The 15576-nt window shown below is 70.8% G+C and carries 17 protein-coding genes; 3 read left to right on the top strand and 14 right to left on the bottom strand.

Annotated elements, in window-relative coordinates:
- Positions 1-331 precede the first annotated feature (331 nt).
- The 3 genes from FKR81_RS20330 to rfbA are packed head-to-tail and all read right to left on the bottom strand — an operon-like array spanning position 332 to position 3046.
- Positions 332-1471, bottom strand: coding sequence for a glycosyltransferase (locus FKR81_RS20330; protein WP_146353682.1), 1140 nt, complete (start codon positions 1469-1471; stop codon positions 332-334).
- Positions 1468-2151, bottom strand: a complete 684-nt coding sequence (locus FKR81_RS20325; RefSeq protein WP_146353681.1) for an antibiotic biosynthesis monooxygenase family protein — start codon at positions 2149-2151, stop codon at positions 1468-1470. Before FKR81_RS20325 ends, FKR81_RS20330 begins: the two co-directional genes overlap by 4 nt.
- Positions 2152-2182: 31 nt before the next feature.
- Complete coding sequence (gene rfbA, locus FKR81_RS20320; RefSeq protein ID WP_146353680.1) at positions 2183-3046, bottom strand: glucose-1-phosphate thymidylyltransferase RfbA; 864 nt, start codon at positions 3044-3046, stop codon at positions 2183-2185.
- 199 nt (positions 3047-3245) lie between these two features.
- Here rfbA and FKR81_RS20315 point away from each other — a divergent pair, with 199 nt between their 5' ends.
- Genes FKR81_RS20315 through FKR81_RS20305 form a run of 3 tightly spaced genes read left to right on the top strand, consistent with a single transcriptional unit; the run spans position 3246 to position 5574 of the window.
- Positions 3246-4379 (top strand): acyl-CoA dehydrogenase family protein, encoded by a 1134-nt coding sequence (locus FKR81_RS20315; RefSeq protein ID WP_146353679.1) that lies wholly within the window; start codon positions 3246-3248, stop codon positions 4377-4379.
- The gene (locus FKR81_RS20310; protein WP_146353678.1) at positions 4376-4684 is read left to right on the top strand and encodes a hypothetical protein; all 309 of its coding nucleotides are present in this window, start codon (positions 4376-4378) and stop codon (positions 4682-4684) included. The genes FKR81_RS20315 and FKR81_RS20310 overlap by 4 nt, the downstream gene beginning before the upstream one ends.
- Positions 4685-4740: 56 nt before the next feature.
- A complete protein-coding gene (locus FKR81_RS20305) occupies positions 4741-5574 on the top strand; it encodes an aldo/keto reductase (RefSeq protein ID WP_146353677.1) in 834 nt (277 codons plus the stop codon).
- 25 nt (positions 5575-5599) lie between these two features.
- Here FKR81_RS20305 and FKR81_RS20300 read toward each other — a convergent pair whose 3' ends face one another.
- From FKR81_RS20300 to FKR81_RS20255, 11 genes are all read right to left on the bottom strand, one after another.
- The gene (locus FKR81_RS20300) at positions 5600-6346 is read right to left on the bottom strand and encodes a response regulator transcription factor (protein WP_146353676.1); all 747 of its coding nucleotides are present in this window, start codon (positions 6344-6346) and stop codon (positions 5600-5602) included.
- 88 nt (positions 6347-6434) lie between these two features.
- On the bottom strand, positions 6435-7403 hold the full coding sequence (locus tag FKR81_RS20295; RefSeq protein WP_146353675.1) for an RCC1 domain-containing protein: 969 nt from the start codon (positions 7401-7403) through the stop codon (positions 6435-6437).
- A 58-nt stretch (positions 7404-7461) separates the two neighbouring features.
- Positions 7462-8232 carry an SDR family oxidoreductase gene (locus FKR81_RS43650; protein ID WP_186763068.1) on the bottom strand — a complete coding sequence of 257 codons (771 nt, stop codon included), beginning with the start codon at positions 8230-8232 and terminating at the stop codon, positions 7462-7464.
- Positions 8225-9667, bottom strand: a complete 1443-nt coding sequence (locus FKR81_RS20290; protein WP_186763067.1) for an FAD-dependent monooxygenase — start codon at positions 9665-9667, stop codon at positions 8225-8227. The genes FKR81_RS43650 and FKR81_RS20290 overlap by 8 nt, the downstream gene beginning before the upstream one ends.
- Positions 9668-9671: 4 nt before the next feature.
- Positions 9672-10619: an aromatase/cyclase gene (locus tag FKR81_RS20285; protein WP_146353674.1), complete on the bottom strand. Its 948-nt coding sequence runs from the start codon at positions 10617-10619 to the stop codon at positions 9672-9674.
- 8 nt (positions 10620-10627) lie between these two features.
- Positions 10628-11413: a 3-oxoacyl-ACP reductase FabG gene (fabG, locus tag FKR81_RS20280; protein ID WP_146353673.1), complete on the bottom strand. Its 786-nt coding sequence runs from the start codon at positions 11411-11413 to the stop codon at positions 10628-10630.
- 26 nt (positions 11414-11439) lie between these two features.
- On the bottom strand, positions 11440-11709 hold the full coding sequence (locus tag FKR81_RS20275; RefSeq protein ID WP_146353672.1) for an acyl carrier protein: 270 nt from the start codon (positions 11707-11709) through the stop codon (positions 11440-11442).
- 31 nt (positions 11710-11740) lie between these two features.
- On the bottom strand, positions 11741-12946 hold the full coding sequence (locus tag FKR81_RS20270; protein WP_146353671.1) for a ketosynthase chain-length factor: 1206 nt from the start codon (positions 12944-12946) through the stop codon (positions 11741-11743).
- Entirely contained in the window at positions 12943-14199 is a 1257-nt protein-coding gene (locus tag FKR81_RS20265) for a beta-ketoacyl-[acyl-carrier-protein] synthase family protein (RefSeq protein ID WP_146353670.1), read from the bottom strand. Before FKR81_RS20265 ends, FKR81_RS20270 begins: the two co-directional genes overlap by 4 nt.
- 35 nt (positions 14200-14234) lie before the next feature.
- Positions 14235-14576: a TcmI family type II polyketide cyclase gene (locus FKR81_RS20260; protein WP_328593151.1), complete on the bottom strand. Its 342-nt coding sequence runs from the start codon at positions 14574-14576 to the stop codon at positions 14235-14237.
- Entirely contained in the window at positions 14573-15562 is a 990-nt protein-coding gene (locus FKR81_RS20255; RefSeq protein WP_146353669.1) for an acyltransferase domain-containing protein, read from the bottom strand. Before FKR81_RS20255 ends, FKR81_RS20260 begins: the two co-directional genes overlap by 4 nt.
- Between the last annotated feature and the right edge of the window lie 14 nt (positions 15563-15576).

The following is a 15576-nucleotide window of genomic DNA, read 5'->3' as shown; positions in this document are numbered from 1 at the left end:
TCGGAGCAGGACAACAGGAATCCGGCCGGGGCGTGACGTACGCGCCCCGGCCGGAGCCGTGTTGATCGCGTGTTGGCCGTGCGGCGTGGCCGCTGGTCTGGTTCGCGTGGTCGCTGGGTCGAGGCGCGGCTTCGCCGGGGTCCCCGCCTGGGGGTCCCCTGATTTCATTCTCCCAGCCAGCACTGACAATTCCGGTCCGCTCGGCATGGCCGGAGCGGTACTCGGTTTCGCTGAGCGCGAAAGCGGCCTGCGGGGCCGGTATCGCGGTGGCCGTGCAGAACAACAGGATTCCGGCCGGGGCGTGACGTACGCGCCCCGGCCGGAACCGCGTTCACCGGCCGACGAGACCGTCGATCCGGCGCACGTGATCGACCGGGCCGGGCAGCCCGGCGATCTCGTCGGCCATGGCCGACGCCCGCTCGGCGAACGTGCGGTCACCGAGCAGTTGGTCGCATGCCTTGGCGACGCGTTCGGTGGCGTGTTCCTCGGCTCCGCTGAGCACGATGGCGGACCCGTGGTCGGCGAGCCGTTGCCACAGCGGCTTGTACAGCGGCCATTCGGAGAGCACCAGCTGCGGTGTGCCGGCGGCCATGGCGTTCATCGCGGTGGAGCCGCCGCCGTGGTGCACGATGAGATCGCAGTTCGGCACGAGCACCTCCAGCGGCATCCAGCCCACCCGCAGCTCCGGCAGCGCTTCGCGCACGGCCGGTGCGACGTCCTCGGGCGCGGCGACCACGAGGTCGGCGTCGAGGTCGCCGAGGTCGCGGGCGAGGCCGATCAGGAACTCCTGGCTCTCGCTGGCGGCGACCCTCGTGCCCGCGGTGACGCAGATGCGCGGCCGGGAGCCGCGCGCCAGCATCCACGGGTCGATCGGCCGGGCCAGGTTGGTCCCGATCCAGCGGGCGTGCACCGTGCCCGGCGCGTGCGGCGCCGGGCTGATGCTCGGTGGCGTCACGTCGAGCACCAGGTCGGGGTGCGGCAACGCGTCCAGCCCGAGCTCGCCGAGCTCGGGGGCGAGTTCGACGTCGGCGTAGGGGTTCGCCTCGGGGATCTCCAGCGCGTCCCACGTGTGGCGCACGTGCGGCACGCCGAGGCGGGCGGCGAGCAGGCCGGCGGCGTAGGACTGGCTGCCGCCGACGACCACGTCCGGGCGCCAGTGGTCGGCCAGCTCGCGCAGCTTGGCGTAGCTGGCCGCGGCGAGGCGGGCCATCCACGCGCCGTGGAACTCGATCTGCTCCTCGACGGTGACCGGCCACGGGAGCTCGACGCCGTTGCGGTCGGTGGACAGCAGCGCCTCGAGCGGGCGGTCGCACACCGGCACGAACGGGATCGCCATCTGCTGGGCGATCGGCGTCGTCTCCTCGGTCGTGGCCAGGACCACGGTGTGGCCCGCGTTGCGCAGCGCGGTGGCCAGCGGAGGCGCCCAGAACATCGTGGCCGGGCTCGGCCCGGTGACGAACAGGACGTTCATCGAGCGGCCGACCGCGAGTGCACGACGGTGTAGGTGTGCGGCTCGTGCGAGTTGACCAGGGCCTGCCCCAGCGCCCGCCGCTCGCGCACCTCGGCGGGGCGCTCGCTCTCGGGCAGCACGTGGAACGCGTCGTAGGACTCCTTGCTGTCCCACTGGGCGTACATCGCGACGTGCGTCCCGTCGATGCCGCGCAGGATGCTGTGCGAACGGAAGCCCGGCACGGTCTTCAGCCACTCGTCGGGCTGCGCCAGCGCCTCGACCAGCTGCGCTTGGTTCTCCGGGTCGGCAGCGAACAGCGTCAGCACCGTGAAGTCGTCGCGCTCGGCCGAGATCTCGACGATCCCGCCGAGGTCCGGGTGCGTCTGCGTGAACACGACCTCGGCCTTGATCGACTTGAACGACGTCGTCCACTGGTAGAACGCCGGCATCGTCACGTTGACCATCTTCTCGCGCTTGTAGCGCGCCTCGATGGCGTCCCGCGACCGCATCTGGATCAGGTTGGCGGTGCCGGGCACGTCCTGACCGGAGTGCACCGACGACGACACCCAGCCGGGGAACTCGTGAGCGTTGTCGACGATGTCACGCATGGCCTCGACGATGCGCTCGTGCTTGTACGGCGTGTCGGTGCCGAACCAGTTGAGGATGTTCAGATAGCCGTCGTCGACGGACAGGTATGCCATGTCTTCCTTATTCTCCCCATTTTTCAACCGCTCAAGCGGAAATCGTCATCACGTACTGGCCGTAGTCGGAGTTCGCGAGCTGCCTTCCCAGCCGGTGACAGGCCTCCGCGTCGATGTAACCCATGTTCAGCGCGACTTCCTCGATGCACGCGACGCGGATTCCCTGGCGCTGCTCCATGAGCTGCATGTAGTGGCTCGCGTCGGTCAGCGAGTTGTGCGTGCCCGTGTCCAGCCAGGTGAAGCCGCGGCCGAGGTCGACCAGGGTCGCGGCACCGCGTCCGGCGTAGACGAGGTTGACGTCGGTGATCTCCAGCTCGCCGCGCGCGGAGGGTTCGATCGACCTGGCGATCTCGACGACGTCGTTGTCGTAGAAGTAGAGTCCGGTCACCGCGAGGTTCGACCGCGGGCGGGTGGGCTTCTCCTCCAGCGTGACGATGCGCCCCTGCGCGTCGGCCTCGGCGACGCCGTAGCGCTCGGGATCGGGCACCCGGTATCCGAAGAGGACGCACCCCTTCACGTCGGCCGCGTTGTGCTGCAACACTTCGCCGAACCCCGGACCGTGGAAGATGTTGTCGCCGAGGATGAGCGCGACGTCGTCGGACCCGATGTGGTCCGCTCCGATGTGGAAGGCCTCGGCGATGCCGCGCGGCTCCTCCTGTGCCGCGTAGGAGATGTCCAGCCCGAGCTGGCCACCGTCGCCGAGCAGTGCGCGGAAGGACCCGAGGTCGTGCGGCGTCGAGATGAGCAGGATCTCCCTGACCCCGGCGAGCATCAGCACCGACAGCGGGTAGTAGATCATCGGCTTGTCGTGCACGGGAAGCAGCTGCTTCGAGACGCTGAGCGTGAGCGGATGCAGCCGGGTCGCCCGGCCACCCGCCAGGATGATGCCCTTCATCGAGTGCCTTCCGGTGGTTGGCAGAAACGCCTGACAAAAGCATGGCAAACCAGGTGTTGCGGTATCAATCGGGGAATTGTCAGGTTAGGAACAACTCCGTGTCAGGTCATTGAAAAGTGTGCTGGATCGTCTTGACGGTCGCAGGGAAGTGTCCGGCATGCTTTGTGACGAATGTCCGCCAGTGGTGAAGTGGGGCAGCATGCTGAACGTCGAGGATCTGGCCGCCCGTGCGGCCGCGGCCGCGCGTCAGGCTGAGGACCGGCGCAAGCTGGACCCGGAAGTGGTCAAGTCGATGCTCGACGTGGGCTTCGCCCGCTACTTCGTGCCGAGCGAGTTCGGCGGCGTGCAGGGCACGTTCCGCGAGCTCGTCCGGGCCGTCGGCGCGGTGGGGGAGGCCTGCCCGGCGACCGCGTGGTGCGCGTCGCTCACCGCCCACCTCGGCCGGATGACCGCGTTCCTGCCTGCCGACGGCTACCGCGAGATCTGGGCGCAGGGGCCGGATCCGCTGATCGTCGGCTCGCTCGCCGGCTTCGGTGAGGCCGTCGAGTCCGGTGACGGCTGGACGGTGTCCGGGCGCTGGCCGTACATCAGCGGCATCGACTACGCGGACTGGGTCCTGCTGTGCGCGGTGGAGCAGGACAGCGGAAGCGCGCGCGTGTTCGCGGTGCGGCGGTCCGAGGTGCTGTCCGACGACTCGTGGGACAGCATCGGCATGCGGGCGACCGGTAGCCACAACGTGTCCGTCAAGGACGTCTTCGTGCCCGCGGCGCGCAGCTTCGCGCGGGACGACATCCTCGCCGGCCGCCCGACGGACTCGACCGCGGCGTGCCACCGGGTTCCGTTGGAGGCGGTGAACCTCCTGTCCTTCGCCGCGCCTCTGCTCGGCGCGGCCGACGGTGCGCTCGCGGTCTGGTACTCCTACGCCAAGGGCAAGGCGGCCGCGTGGAATCCCGCGGCGCCGAGCGCGAGCGTGCTCGCGACGACGTACGCCCGCACGTCCGGTGAGATCGACGCCGCGCGGCTGCTGCTCGAGCGTTGCGCCGACGTCGCCGACCGCGGCGCGGAGGTCACCGAGGAGGACATCGCCCGCAACACCCGCGACATCTCGCTCGCGGTGGACATCCTCAAGACCGCGGTCAACCGCCTGGCGGCCGAGGGCGGCACGTCCAACCTCGGTGAAGGGCGTCCGCTGCAGCGCTTCTGGCGCGACGCCAACACGATGGCCTCGCACATCGCACTGCGGTTCGAGCTGGCCGCGCTGGGCTACGCCGAAGGCCGCCTGTGGGAGCCCGGCAAGGCGCCCGGCAGCGCACCCATCGGAGACGATTGGTGAGAAGCGTGCTGGTCGTCGGACGCGAAGGAGCGGTCGTCGCCGCGGTGGTCGCGGCGACCCGTGCCCGTGGTGCCGGTGCCGTCGGCGCGACGACGGACGAGGCCGCGTGCGAGGCCATGTCCGCGGGAGACGTCGCCGTGCTGGTGATCGGTGCCGGCGTCGAGCGGGAGTCGCGCGACCTGCTGCGGCGCGCGGCTGAGTCCGGTGGGACCACCGTCGTCGAAACGCCGTTGCGCGGCGGAGACGTGGACGAGTACGTGGTGCGGGAGATCATGCCCCGGTTGCGGACCGGATCATCGCGCTAGGGTGCTGGGGTCGGTGTTGTCCGTGACCCGACTTCGACTGAGGGGCGAATCCGCACATGACATCGAGCACCTTCCGCATCGGTGGGGAGCGTGAGGTACGGCGGCTCGGCTTCGGGGCCATGCACCTGAACGTCGCGTCCGGGGCCAGGAAGAGCTCCGTTGCTGTCGCCCGGCGCGCCGTCGAGCTGGGCGTCACGCTCATCGACACCGCGCAGCTGTACAGCTGGGGCGCCAACGAGGAACTGCTCGCCGAGGCGCTGCACCCGTACCCCGACGACCTGCTCATCGCGACCAAAGTCGGTGTCGCACCACCGGACGGGCCTCGCGAAGCGGCGCTCTGCGGGCGGCCGGACTTCCTGAAGAAGCAGGTGGACGAGGGCCTGCGCCGGTTGCGGCTGGACCGGATCGAGCTGCTCCAGCTGCATCGGGTCGACCCGGAGGTGCCGCTCGCCGACCAGGTGGGTGCGCTGCGGGAACAACAGGAAGCGGGCAAGATCGTCCACATCGGACTGTCCGAGGTGACGGTCGAGCAGTTGGCGCAGGCACGGCAGGTCGCGGACATCGCGAGCGTGCAGAACCGCTACAGCATGCTGTACCGCGAGTACGAGGACGTGCTCGACGCGTGCACGGAAGCGGGCATCGCGTTCCTGCCGTGGCGGCCCGTCCACCCGGCCGCGTCCCAGCCCGCCGGCGAGATCGCCGCGGTGGCAACCGAACTGGGCGCCACCCCGGCGCAGGTCGCGCTGGCGTGGCTGCTGCACCGGTCACCGGTGATGGTGCCGATCCCCGGCACCGGCCGGGTCGCCCACCTCGAGGAGAACGTCGCCGCGGCGGACCTGGAGCTGAGCGACGACCAGTACCAGCGGCTCGACGGCGTCGCGCGGCGCTGAGCTGACGCCACGAGCACGGCCGGCGTCAGCTCATGCCGCCGGCCGACAGCTCGCCGCCGGGGTGCCCGGCGTCGAGCAGCGCCAGCCTGCGCGGCTCCTTGTGCAGCGGGGTGGGCACACCGACCGAGCCGAGCCGGAAACCCACTCCTCGCACGGTGATGATCCAGTCGCCGGAGCCGAGCTTGCGGCGCAACATGCTCACGTGGGTGTCGATGGTGCGGCTGGCCGTCCAGTCGTCCTCCCACACCTCGGACATGATCTGCTCGCGGGTCAGCACCGCGTCCGGCGCCGAGGCGAGCAGGTGGAGCAGCTTGAACTCCTTGCGGGTGACGTGCACCCGGCGCGTGCCGACGTACACCTCGTGCCCGACCGGGTCGATCCTGAGTGGACCGTGCACCATCGACCGCGGCTGCTCCGGCGCCTGCCGCACCCGCCGCATCACCGCGTCGATCCGGGCGAGCAGCTCGCGGACGCCGAACGGCTTGACGAGGTAGTCGTCCGAGCCGGCCTGCAGGCCGAGCACCTTGTCGACCTCGGCCGACCGCTTCGACGTGATGATCACGACGGCGTCCTGCTCCGAGCGGATCTCCTGGCAGATCATCACCCCGTCGATGTCCGGCAGCTCCAGCTCGAGCAGGATCAGGTCGGCCCAGCGGAACAGCGGCCTCGCCCGTTCGCCGGTGGGGGCGATCTGCACCTCGTGCCCGTGCCGTTCCAACGTCCGGCCGAGCGACTCGGCGGTGGCATCGGGCTCCACTATCAACGTGCGCATGCTCCGGCCCTTCTGGTGGCTTCGGAAACGATGGGATGACAGCGAACAGGGGCCCCGCGACGCGGGACCCCTGCTCACTCGATCAGGACTAGCGCAGCGCGTAACCGGTGAAGCCACCGGCGGCGATGGCGACCACGCAGCTGCCGAGCTCCCGCGGGACGGTCGACACCTGCCCGAAGTCGTCGAAGCCCCAGGCGTACGCCTTGCCGTGCTTGACCGCGTAGCCGTTGTCGAACCCCGCGGCGATGGCGGAGACGCCGCCGCTGCGGAGGGTCTGCGGGATCGACGAGATCTGGCCGTACTGGTCGTCGCCCCACGCGTGCAGCTTGCCGTTCTTGACGGCGTACCCGGTGCCGTAGCCGCCGGTGACCGCGGTGACGCCGCTGCCCAGTTCCTGCGGCAGCTTCGTCACCTGGCCGTACTCGTCGTTGCCCCAGGCGTAGACCTTGCCGTTCTTGATGGCGTATCCGGTCTTGGTGCCCGCGGCGACGGCGCTGACGCCGCCGTCCTTCAGCGTCTGCGGGATCTTCGTCACCTGGCCGAACTCGTCGTCACCCCACGCGTGCACCTTGCCGTTCTTGATGGCGTAGCCGGTGCCGTAGCCGCCGACGACCGCGGTGACGCCGCCGTCCTTCAGCGTCTGCGGAACCTTCGACACCTCACCGGACTCGTCGTAGCCCCAGGCGTGCAGCTTGCCGCGCTTGAGCGCCAACCCGGTGGCACCGGCGGCCGCGACCGCGTCGACGCCGCCGTCCTTCAGCTCCTGCGGGACCTTCGACACCTGGCCGTAGTCGTCGTTGCCCCACACGTGCAACCGGCCCCGCTTGAGGGCGAAACCGTTGTGGTAGCTGCCCGCGGCCAGCGCGGTGACGCCGCTGCCCAGCTCCTGCGGGATCTTCGACACCTCGCCGTACTCGTCGTTGCCCCAGGCGAAGACCTTGCCGCCGGCACCGGACGACTCGAGCGCCGGAGCGGCGACCGCGGACGTCGCACTGGTCAGCAGTGCGGCGGCGGTGGCCACGCCGAGGAGCAGCCGCAGCCTGCCCTTCGTGGACATCGTGATACTCAACTCCGTTCCGTGGTGGGGATTTCCTGGTGGAACCAGGTTGTGGCGGTCAGAGGCTCTGACCGAGCAGGGTGCCGCCGGTCGCGTCGATCCAGGCGCCGGTGACCCACCTGGCATCCGCGGAGGCGATGAACGCCACGACGTCGGCGATGTGCTCGGGTTCCCCGACCTGCTCGAAGACCGAGAGCCCGCCCAGCATCTTGCGCAGCGCGGGTGCCTGCAGGAACGGGTCGCCGTTGTCGACCACGCCGGGGGCGACGGTGTTCACGGTGATCCCGCGCAGGCCGAGGTGGCGCGCGAAGTGCAGGGTGATCATCTCGAGCGCGGCCTTGGCCATCGCGTGCGGGATCTCCTGCGGGTTCGCGAACTTCGTCAGCCCGGTCGAGATGTTGATGATCCGCCCGCCGCGGGGGATGAGCGGCAGTGCGCGCTGCACGACGAAGTAGGGCGCCTTGGCGTTCACCGCCATCATCCGGTCGAAGTCCGCCGGGGTGACCATCTCCGGCGGCATCGTGGCGAGCACGCCCGCGTTGTTGACGAGGATGTCGAGCTCGTGGCGGTCGGAATGTTCCAGCAGACCCTTTTCCAGGCCGTCGAACAGGGTGTCGACGTCGCCGGGCCTGCCGAACTCGGCCACCACCGGGAACGCCCGATGTCCTTGCCCGACAATGGTCTCGACGGTCTCGTCGAGACCGGTGGTGTCGTCGCCCGAGTGCACGGCGACCAGCGCACCGTCGCGCGCCAGCCGCAGCGCGGTGGCCCGGCCGATGCCCCGGCTGGACCCCGTGACGAGCGCGATCTTGCCCGTCAGATCACCCATGCTGCCCATCTCCTGTCTGGGGTTCGCCGAACCAGCGGCGCAGTGCTTTCTCGGGTTCGGTGCCGCCGGTCCACGCGACGTGCCCGTCCGGGCGCAGCAGCACCGCGGTGAGGTCGTCCAGCGGGCTGCCCGCGGGTGGCCGGGCCACCGCCCGCAGCACGCGGTCCGCCCACGGTGAGATGTCCGTCCGCCGGTCGGCCAGGTCGATCAGCACGCCGCGGCCGGAGCGGAGCAACCGGGTCGTGCTGGTGCCGTCGGCGAACTCCGTCGGCGGGACTCGCATCCCGACCAGCGGATGATCGCCGGGCCCCGCGTCGTACCGCACGTCCAGGCCGCTGATCATCCCGGCGAGGTGCGCGCGGACCGGTTCGAACCGCAGCAGCTCGGCCAGCACGGACCGGACCGGGCCGACCTCGCCCGCGCCGAGCAGCACGTGCGCCTGCGCCCGGATGTTGGTCAGCACCCGCTGTCCTACCGGATGCCGTTCGTGGTGGTAGGTGTCCAGCAACGCGGCGGGCGCGTGGCCCGCGACCGCGGCGGCGAGCTTCCACCCGAGGTTGGCGGCGTCCTGCAGGCCGAGGTTCAGCGCTTGACCGCCGACCGGCATCTGCACGTGCGCCGCGTCGCCCGCGAGGAACACGCGCCGGTCCAGGTAGCTCGCCGCCTGCCTGCTGGTGTCGTCGAAGGCGTTGACCCACAACGGTGTTCCGCCGCTGATGTCCTCACCGGTGACCTGCGCCCACCGCTCGGCGACCTCCGCGAACGCCGGCTCCCCGGTGCGGACCGCGGGGGGCTCCCCGTACCGGTGGACCATCACCCTGGTGACCCCGTCCGGCCGCCGCGCCGACACGGCGAGGCCGCCGGGCAGCCGTTCGAACCGGCGGGCGGGAACGTCGATGCCCGCCACGTCGGCGCGCAGCATCTCCCTGCTCGCCGCGGCACCGGGGAACGCGAACCCGGCCAGCCGCCGCACGGCGCTCCGCTCGCCGTCGCAACCGACCACGTAGGACGCTCGCAAGGTGACCCGACTGGTCAGGTGCGCCTCGACGTGGTCGTCGTGCTGAACGAGACCGGTCAGCTCGTGATTGCGGCGGATGTCCGCGCCGAGCCCCGCGGCCCACTGCGCCAGCAGCTCCTCGACGCGGGTCTGCGGCACCTTCCAGATGCCCGCGTGCGGACTCGGCAGGTCGCCGAGGTCGAGCGGGATGCCGCCGAAGTGACCCGCCGCGTCGCGCGGCGGGTCACCCAGCGGTTCCAGCAACCCGCGCTGGTCGAACACCTCCGCGGTGCGAGCGTGCAGGGTCGATGCGCGGGACTCCGTGGTCGGCCGGGCCAGCCTCTCGACGACCACGACCTCGGCGCCGCCGAGTCGCAGCTCGCCTGCCAGCAGCAGCCCGACCGGGCCTGCACCGACGACGATGACGTCCGTGTCCACGTGGTCAGGCCCGTTGCTCGGCGTACTGCTTGGCGTGCCCGAGCGTGGCGAGGCTGTTGGTGCTCAACGCCCGCCGGGCGAACGTCTTCGCCTCGGCCAGGCTCACGCCCGCGCCGAGCACGTCGGCGACCTTCTCCGCGTTGATCACGATGGTGTGCTGGGAGGTGGCGGTGGTGATCCCGGTGGCGGCGTCCTCCTCGATCACCCAGTAGCCGGTGTGCAGTGCCAGCAACGGCGGCAGGGTGACCTGCTTGTAGTGGATCCGGCCGGGCAGGCACACCCGGTACGACTTCGTCGTGTGGGTCGAACCGTCCTTCGCCGTGGTGTCCATCTCGAGCTCCTGCAGACCCGGCGTGTCCTCCGTGCACGACACGCGGGACACGTGGGGGAGCCGTTCCGCCCAGTGCCAGGCCTCGTTGATGAAGGCGTAGACGTCCTTCGCCGACCCGTTGATCCGGACGGTGTCCTCGAACGACACCGTCCGCTCCTCGTTCAGCGCCAGCTCGACGTTGACCTTGAGCGAGGCCAGCTCGGACCGGCTGTTGCGGTCGACGGCCTGGTCGATCCACGCCAGCGACTCCGGATCGTCGTCGACCGCCCGGTAGTCGTGCAGCAACCGGACCAGCGACTCCTCGGCGGAGACCTGCTCGATGAGCCAGGCGCCGCCCATCGCGGCCACCGGCGGGCTGGAGACCTCCTGGCGGAAGTCGATGCGCAGCGCCTGCGGGTCCAGCGTGCGGCGCGAGGTCCAGTTCTTGGCCTGTCCGTTGGCGGTGGCCCAGATCCGGATCCGCTCCGCGGTGTCGTCCCCGTCGACGCGGTCGGCGTGGATGGTCGGCGGGAAGATCCGCGGCCAGTTCCACACCTCGGCGATCAGCCGGTAGATGTCGGACGCCTGCGCGCGCACCGACACCTCGTGCTGGACGTGGCGGGTGTTCTCCTGCTGCGACAAGGATTCCCCTAGAAGTTTCCGAGACCGCCGCAGACGTTGATCGCCTGTGCGGTGATGGATGCGGCGGTGTCGGAGGCCAGGTAGCCGACCAGTCCGGCGACCTCGTCGGGAGTGGAGTAGCGGCCGAGCGGGATCTTGGCCTGGAACCTCTCCAGGATCGCCTGCTCGGTGGTGCCGTAGAACGCCGCGTGCCGGCTGCGCACCCCTTGTGCCATCGGGGTTTCCACGTATCCGGGGCAGACCGCGTTCACGGTGATCCCGGTCGGCGCCAGCTCGTTGCCGAGCGCCTTGGTGAAGCCGACGACGCCGTGCTTGGACGCCGAGTACGGCGCGGCCAGCACCACACCCTGCTTGCCCGCGGTCGAGGCGATGTTGATGATCCGGCCCCGGTCCTTCTCCCGCATGCCGCCCGCGGTGAGCACCTCACGGGTCATCTGGAACACGCTGGTGAGGTTCGTGTTGATCACGTCGAACCAGACCTCGTCCGTGATGTCGGCGGTCACCCCGCCACCGGCCCGCCCGGCGTTGTTGACCAGCACGTCGACCGTGCCGAACCGCTCGACCGCGGCCCGCACGAACGCGCGGATCTGTTCGCCGTCGGTGACGTCGCACTGCGCGCCGTCCGCCTCGACACCCTCGTCGCGCAGCTGCTCGACGGCCGAGTCGACACCGTCGGGCTTGCGGGCGCACAGGAACACCCGGTGCCCTTGCGCGCCGAGGGTCTGCGCCACGGCGAGCCCGATACCACTGGTCGCCCCGGTCACCAGTGCGACCCGCTTCTGCTCGGTGGACATGCCACTTCTCCTTTCGGGCGCCCGTGTCAGGCGGGGGAGCCTGCCGCCAGGTGCTCGTTGACGAGGTCGAGGAACGCGCCCGGTGTCTCCGCCGCGGCGAGCGCGTCGTCGTCGAGCTGCACGCGGTACTCGCGCTGGATCCGGTTGGCCGCCTCGAGCAGCGCGAGCGAGTCGTAGCCGAGGTCGGAGAAGGCGACGTCGACGACGTCACCGCTCAGGTCGACGCCCTCGTCGGCACCCGCCGCGTCGAGCAGGATCCGCTTGAGGTCGTCCAGGGTCACACGTGCGTCAGCCATTTCAGTCCTTTCGGAAGTTTCATGTGGACAGTCAGACGGCGCGGACCACGACGGCGGAGTTGAAGCCGCCGTGCCCGCGGGCGATGACCAGCGCGGTGGTCACGGGAATCTGCCTCGGCTCGCCCGTGACGAGGTCGAGGCCGTAGCCGGGCGCGGGTGAGACGTTCGCGGTCGCGGGGATCACCGAGTCCCGGATGGACAGCAGTGCGGTCGCCACGTCCAGTGCGCCCGCGCCGGAGCTCAGTCGCCCGGTCATCGTCTTCGGTGCGGTCACCGGTACCGCCTCGCGGCCGAACACGCCGGTGATCGCGGTGGCCTCGACGTGGTCGAGCTCCGGGATCGCGGCCGCGTCGGCGAACACCACGTCGACGTCACCCGGCGCGGCGTCCGCGTCCCGCAGCGCGAGCTCGATCGCCCGGCGCAGCGCGGGCGGCCGTCCGCTGTCCGGCCGCGGGTCGAACGTCGCGCCGTAGCCGGCGATCTCGCCGTAGATCCGCGCTCCGCGGGCCCTGGCCGCGGCACCGTCCTCGAGCACGAGCAGTGCCCCGCCCTCACCGGGGACGTGGCCGTTCGCCGCCGCGTCGAAGGGGAGGTAGGCCCGGTCCGGGTCCTGGCTGGTGCTCAGCCTGCCGCCCGCCAGGTGCGCGACCCAGCCCCACGAGCAGAGCGAGGAGTCGACGGCGCCGGTGAGCATCAGCGGGGTGCCCTTGCGGATCTGCCTGCGGGCCTGTGCGAGCGCGTCGAGCCCGCCGGCCTGGTCGCTGACCACGACGCCGCTCGGCCCGCGCATCCCGTTGTGGATCGACAGCTGGCCGCTGTTCACCGCGTAGAACCAGGCGAACGACTGGTAGGCGCTGACGTGCTCGTGGCCCTTGTGCCACATGTTCCGCAGCTCGCGCTCGCCGAACTCGTAACCGCCTGCCGAGCTCGCCGTCATGACGCCCATGTCGAAGTCCGGCCACTCCCGCGGCCGCACTCCGGCGTCGGCCAGCGCCCAGTCCCCGGCGACGAGGTTGAGCCGGGTCATGTGGTCGGTCTGCGGCAGCATCCGGCTGGACAGGTGGTCCGCGGCGGTGAACCCCTTGACCTCGCCCGCCAGTCGCGCCGGGTAGCGCTCCGGGTCGAAGCGGGTCAGCACGCCGAGTCCGGTGCGCCCGGCCAGCGTCCCTGCCCAGAACTCCTCGGTGCCGAGGCCGTTGGGCGCGACCGCGGCGATCCCGGTCACCGCCGGCCTCACGGGACCCTCCGCAGCACCATGGCGCTCTGGAAGCCGCCGAACCCGCTGCCGACCGTCAGCACGGCGTCGGTCTGCCACTCCCTGGCCGTGACCGGGACGTAGTCCAGGTCGCACTCGGGATCCGGGTTGTGCAGGTTCGCGGTGGGCGGCACCACGTTGTTCTCGATCGCCAGCACGGAGGCGACGATCTCGATCGTCCCGATCGCGCCGAGCGAGTGACCGACCATCGACTTGATGGAGCTCACCGGCGTCCGGTACGCGTGGTCGCCGAGCGCGCGCTTGAACGCGGCCGTCTCGTGCCGGTCGTTCTGCTTGGTGCCCGAACCGTGCGCGTTGACGTAGTGGACGTCCTCGGCGTCCATCCGGGCCTCGTTCATCGCCATCCTGATCGCCTCGGCCATCTCCCTGCCGTCCGGACGCAGCCCGGTCATGTGGTAGGCGTTGGAGCGCGTGGCGTACCCGGCCACCTCGGCGTAGACGTGCGCACCCCGCCGCCGCGCGCTCTCCAGCTCCTCCAGCACGAGCACGGCCGCGCCCTCGGCCAGCACGAACCCGTTGCGGGTCGAGTCGAACGGCCGCGACGCGTGCTCGGGGTCGTCGTTGCGCGGAGTGGTGGCCTTGATCGCGTCGAAGCAGGCCACCGTGATCGGTGAGATCGGCGCGTCGGTCGCACCGGCGATCATGATGTCCGCGGAGCCCTCCCTGATCAGCTCGGCGGCGTAACCGACCGAGTCGATCCCGGACGTGCAGCCGGTCGACACGACGGTCACCGGACCCTCCGCCCCGACCTTCCACGCCGTCTCGGCGGCGAACGAGCTCGGCACGAAGTGGTCGTAGAGGTGCGGCACCGTGTAGCCGTGGTCGACCAGCTCGAGCCTGCCGTTGTCGCTGACGACCCGGTACTCCTCTTCGAGGCTCATCGTGGCGCCGACCGCGCTGCCGATGCTGACCCCGATCCGGCTCGGGTCGACCTGGGCGAATTCGCACCCGCTGTCGGAGACGGCCTCGGCCGCGGCGGCCACCGCGAACTGCGCCGCGCGGTCCATCCGCCGGATCTCCTGCGGGCTGAACCCGTGGGCCTCGGGGACGAAGTCGACCTGGGCGGCCACCTGGGAGCGGAACGGGCTCGGGTCGAAGAAGGTCAGTGGCCGGGTCGCGGTGCGCCCCTCACTGAGCAGACTCCAGAACTCCTTGACGCCCGCGCCGCCCGGCGCCAGCACCCCGATGCCCGTGATGACAACTCGACGCCCCATGAGGCGTCACCTCCTGATCTGGAATCTCGGCGCCGTCAGGCAGGTGGTGCCCAGTGGTAGAAGCGCGTCGCCATCGCGTCTGCGGGCGAGCGCCACGTCTGCGGGTCGTACGGGTCGATGAACGGGCGCAGGTCCGCGCTGATGCCCTGGAACAACGGGTGCGACCGGGCCTCGTCGATGCCCCGGTGACCTTCCTCGCCGTCGAAGTCCTGGAGGTGGAAGTACAGGCCCTGGTACTGGAACAGCTCGCGCCGCGTCGTGCCCATCAGGTGCGGCATCTCGGTGGTGTCGAACTCGGCGAACAGTCGGGCCACGTCCTGTGCGGACTCGGGCTTCATCCGCGCCACGATCAGCGTGCTGTGCATGTCTTTCCTCACTGTGGTGACGGTGTGGTGTCTGCGGCCAGCTGGTCGAGTCCCGCCTGCCACACCGGCCAGGCCGGCTTTCCCTGCGGTGGCAGCAGGGTGAGCACCCGGCTTCGTCCCGTTCGGACGGACGGCAGTCGCCTGGCCGCTGTGGACAGGCTGTTGCCCGGTCCTGCCTCGGCGAACGTGTACTCGCCGTCGGCGGGCAGGCTGGACAGGGCCGGCCAGAACAGCACCGGCTCGCACATCAGGCGCGCCCAGAAGGCCGGGTCGACGGCCTCACCCGCGGTGACCACGCGGGCCGTGCGAGCGGACAGGATCGGGATCTTCGGTTCGTGCAGCCGTTCGGCGGCGATGGCCTTCTCGAACTGCCCGGCGGCCTCGTCGAGCACCGGCGAGTGGAAGGGCTGCATGCTGAGCACCCGGCGTGCGGTCAGCTCCGCCGCCTCGGCGGCGCGCGCGGCGAGCCGCAGCTCCGGTTCCGCGCCGGAGAGGATCGTCTGGTTGGGCCCGTTGACCGCGCCGATCGCCAGACCCCTTGCGGCCCAGGCGGGTTCGATGAGCGCGGTGACCCGGTCCGGTGGTGCGGCGACGGCCAGCATGCCGCCAGCGGGAGCGTCGGTCAGCGCCGCGGACCTGCCGTGCAGGATGCGTGCCGCGGCAGGCAGGTCGTACACCCCGGCGAGTGCCGCGGCGGCCAATTCCCCCACGCTGTGCCCGAGCAGCAACGCGGGCTGGTGCCCTTTCGCCTGCAGCACGCGGCCGATCGCGTAGCCGATCACGAACAGCAGCGGCTGGGCCCGCGGCCCGTCGTCGATCGGGATCTCCGGGGCGTCGCTGAGCCAGTCGTCCCGCAGCCTGCGGCCCTCGGCACCCATGCCCGCGAAGAACTCGTCGAGCACCTCGGTGAAGACCGGTTCACGGTCGTACAGCGGTACCGCCATCCCCTGGTGCTGCGATCCCTGTCCGGGCAGCAGCAGCACGAGCTGTCGGGTCATCGGCTCTCCCGTGA

Origin of the sequence: Lentzea tibetensis (genome assembly GCF_007845675.1) — a bacterium.
GTDB classification, from domain to species: Bacteria; Actinomycetota; Actinomycetes; order Mycobacteriales; family Pseudonocardiaceae; genus Lentzea; species Lentzea tibetensis.
The sequence above is the reverse complement of the archived record's forward strand: the minus strand, read 5'-3'. Positions and strand labels throughout refer to the sequence as shown.

Bases quoted from the DNA above. Each gene is read 5' to 3' on its own strand.
- FKR81_RS20265 (WP_146353670.1), bottom strand. From the start codon at position 14,199: ATGGGGCGTCGAGTTGTCATCACGGGCATCGGGGTGCTGGCGCCGGGC.
- FKR81_RS20315 (WP_146353679.1), top strand. From the start codon at position 3,246: ATGCTGAACGTCGAGGATCTGGCCGCCCGTGCGGCCGCGGCCGCGCGT.
- FKR81_RS20295 (WP_146353675.1), bottom strand. From the start codon at position 7,403: ATGTCCACGAAGGGCAGGCTGCGGCTGCTCCTCGGCGTGGCCACCGCC.
- FKR81_RS20255 (WP_146353669.1), bottom strand. From the start codon at position 15,562: ATGACCCGACAGCTCGTGCTGCTGCTGCCCGGACAGGGATCGCAGCAC.
- FKR81_RS20300 (WP_146353676.1), bottom strand. From the start codon at position 6,346: ATGCGCACGTTGATAGTGGAGCCCGATGCCACCGCCGAGTCGCTCGGC.
- FKR81_RS43650 (WP_186763068.1), bottom strand. From the start codon at position 8,232: ATGGGTGATCTGACGGGCAAGATCGCGCTCGTCACGGGGTCCAGCCGG.
- FKR81_RS20325 (WP_146353681.1), bottom strand. From the start codon at position 2,151: ATGGCATACCTGTCCGTCGACGACGGCTATCTGAACATCCTCAACTGG.
- rfbA (WP_146353680.1), bottom strand. From the start codon at position 3,046: ATGAAGGGCATCATCCTGGCGGGTGGCCGGGCGACCCGGCTGCATCCG.
- fabG (WP_146353673.1), bottom strand. From the start codon at position 11,413: ATGTCCACCGAGCAGAAGCGGGTCGCACTGGTGACCGGGGCGACCAGT.
- FKR81_RS20275 (WP_146353672.1), bottom strand. From the start codon at position 11,709: ATGGCTGACGCACGTGTGACCCTGGACGACCTCAAGCGGATCCTGCTC.
- FKR81_RS20305 (WP_146353677.1), top strand. From the start codon at position 4,741: ATGACATCGAGCACCTTCCGCATCGGTGGGGAGCGTGAGGTACGGCGG.
- FKR81_RS20330 (WP_146353682.1), bottom strand. From the start codon at position 1,471: ATGAACGTCCTGTTCGTCACCGGGCCGAGCCCGGCCACGATGTTCTGG.